This window comes from Vibrio sp. 3-2(1) (assembly GCF_963887575.1).
Classification (GTDB): Bacteria; Pseudomonadota; Gammaproteobacteria; order Enterobacterales; family Vibrionaceae; genus Vibrio; species Vibrio anguillarum.
In genome coordinates, this window is the sequence record NZ_CAWPGB010000037.1 from 1 (window position 1) to 3,079 (window position 3,079).

Here is a 3,079-nt window from a genome sequence, read left to right on the forward strand (position 1 = left end):
GGGAACTCCAGGGAGACTGCCGGTGATAAACCGGAGGAAGGTGGGGACGACGTCAAGTCATCATGGCCCTTACGAGTAGGGCTACACACGTGCTACAATGGCGCATACAGAGGGCAGCAAGCTAGCGATAGTGAGCGAATCCCAAAAAGTGCGTCGTAGTCCGGATTGGAGTCTGCAACTCGACTCCATGAAGTCGGAATCGCTAGTAATCGTAGATCAGAATGCTACGGTGAATACGTTCCCGGGCCTTGTACACACCGCCCGTCACACCATGGGAGTGGGCTGCAAAAGAAGTGGGTAGTTTAACCTTTCGAGGAGGACGCTCACCACTTTGTGGTTCATGACTGGGGTGAAGTCGTAACAAGGTAGCGCTAGGGGAACCTGGCGCTGGATCACCTCCTTATACGAAGATTACACTGATGAGTGTCCACACAGATTGATGGTTTATACAGTTTAAGAGACGAGGATGTTCCCAAACATTCTTACTTAGTGTCCCGTTCGTCTAGAGGCCTAGGACACCGCCCTTTCACGGCGGTAACAGGGGTTCGACTCCCCTACGGGATACCATCTTTAAATGTTCTTACGAGAATCTTTAAAAATGGTTTCTTTCTTTAGTAGAAAGTCAAATCGTGCTCTTTAACAATTTGGAAAGCTGACTGATAACAACGAACGTGTTTGTTGTTATCAAATAAAAGTTCTCAACATCAATACGTTTAACGTATTGATACCAAACACATTCAAGTGTTCTTGGGAAAGCTTACTACGGTAAGTTTTCAAAATTGAGTCCGGCAAAATCAAACGTCTCTCGCTCATTCAAATAATGAGAGACAACCTTGGTGACTTGTCTACAACACGAAACTTCTTCGGGTTGTATGGTTAAGTGACTAAGCGTACACGGTGGATGCCTTGGCAGTCAGAGGCGATGAAGGACGTAGTAACTTGCGATAAGCGTAGATTAGGCAGTAACAGCCACTTGAGTCTACGATTTCCGAATGGGGAAACCCACGTGCATAAGCACGTATCCTTACCTGAATACATAGGGTAAGGAGGCAAACCGGGGGAACTGAAACATCTAAGTACCCCGAGGAGAAGAAATCAACAGAGATTCCGAAAGTAGCGGCGAGCGAAATTGGACTAGCCCTTAAGCTTTTAATGATGCAGGTGAAGCCTCTGGAAAGTGGCGCAATAAAGGGTGATAGCCCCGTAACTGTTCCATCATTATAAGTGAAATCGAGTAAGGCGGGACACGTGTTATCCTGTCTGAACATGGGGGGACCATCCTCCAAGGCTAAATACTACTGACTGACCGATAGTGAACCAGTACCGTGAGGGAAAGGCGAAAAGAACCCCTGTGAGGGGAGTGAAATAGAACCTGAAACCGTGTACGTACAAGCAGTAGGAGCACCTTCGTGGTGTGACTGCGTACCTTTTGTATAATGGGTCAGCGACTTATATTCAGTGGCAAGGTTAACCGAATAGGGGAGCCGTAGGGAAACCGAGTCTTAACTGGGCGCTTCAGTCTCTGGATATAGACCCGAAACCGGGTGATCTAGCCATGGGCAGGTTGAAGGTTGAGTAACATCAACTGGAGGACCGAACCGACTAATGTTGAAAAATTAGCGGATGACTTGTGGCTAGGGGTGAAAGGCCAATCAAACTCGGAGATAGCTGGTTCTCCCCGAAAGCTATTTAGGTAGCGCCTCGGACGAATACTACTGGGGGTAGAGCACTGTTAAGGCTAGGGGGTCATCCCGACTTACCAACCCTTTGCAAACTCCGAATACCAGTAAGTACTATCCGGGAGACACACGGCGGGTGCTAACGTCCGTCGTGGAGAGGGAAACAACCCAGACCGCCAGCTAAGGTCCCAAATTACTACTAAGTGGGAAACGATGTGGGAAGGCTCAGACAGCCAGGATGTTGGCTTAGAAGCAGCCATCATTTAAAGAAAGCGTAATAGCTCACTGGTCGAGTCGGCCTGCGCGGAAGATGTAACGGGGCTAAGTAGTAAACCGAAGCTGCGGCAATACAGTTTACTGTATTGGGTAGGGGAGCGTTCTGTAAGCCGTTGAAGGTGTGTTGTAAAGCATGCTGGAGGTATCAGAAGTGCGAATGCTGACATGAGTAACGATAAGGGGGGTGAAAAACCTCCCCGCCGGAAGACCAAGGGTTCCTGTCCAACGTTAATCGGGGCAGGGTAAGTCGACCCCTAAGGCGAGGCTGAAAAGCGTAGTCGATGGGAAACGGGTTAATATTCCCGTACTGCTTATAATTGCGATGGGGGGACGGAGAAGGCTAGGTGGGCCAGGCGACGGTTGTCCTGGTTCAAGTGCGTAGGCTAAGAGACTAGGTAAATCCGGTTTCTTGTTAGGCTGAGACACGACGTCGAGCTGCTACGGCAGTGAAGTCATTGATGCCCTGCTTCCAGGAAAAGCCTCTAAGCTTCAGATTATAAGCAATCGTACCCCAAACCGACACAGGTGGTCGGGTAGAGAATACCAAGGCGCTTGAGAGAACTCGGGTGAAGGAACTAGGCAAAATGGTACCGTAACTTCGGGAGAAGGTACGCTCTTATTGGTGAAGTCCCTCGCGGATGGAGCTGACGAGAGTCGCAGATACCAGGTGGCTGCAACTGTTTATTAAAAACACAGCACTGTGCAAAATCGCAAGATGACGTATACGGTGTGACGCCTGCCCGGTGCCGGAAGGTTAATTGATGGGGTTAGACTTAGGTCGAAGCTCTTGATCGAAGCCCCGGTAAACGGCGGCCGTAACTATAACGGTCCTAAGGTAGCGAAATTCCTTGTCGGGTAAGTTCCGACCTGCACGAATGGCGTAATGATGGCCACGCTGTCTCCACCCGAGACTCAGTGAAATTGAAATCGCTGTGAAGATGCAGTGTACCCGCGGCTAGACGGAAAGACCCCGTGAACCTTTACTACAGCTTGGCACTGAACATTGAACCTACATGTGTAGGATAGGTGGGAGACTTAGAAGCGCAGTCGCTAGATTGCGTGGAGTCGACCTTGAAATACCACCCTTGTCGTTTTGATGTTCTAACGTAGGCCCCTCATCGGGG

1 tRNA gene and 2 rRNA genes are annotated in these 3,079 nt (G+C 49.6%); all 3 read left to right on the plus strand.

The features are described from left to right. Positions 1-403, plus strand: a 16S ribosomal RNA gene (locus AACQ79_RS13030); the annotation flags it as partial. An 88-nt stretch (positions 404-491) separates the two neighbouring features. Beyond that, positions 492-567: transfer RNA gene (locus AACQ79_RS13035), tRNA-Glu, on the plus strand. Positions 568-874: 307 nt separating this feature from the next. After that, positions 875-3,079: ribosomal RNA gene (locus AACQ79_RS13040) — 23S ribosomal RNA — on the plus strand; the annotation flags it as partial.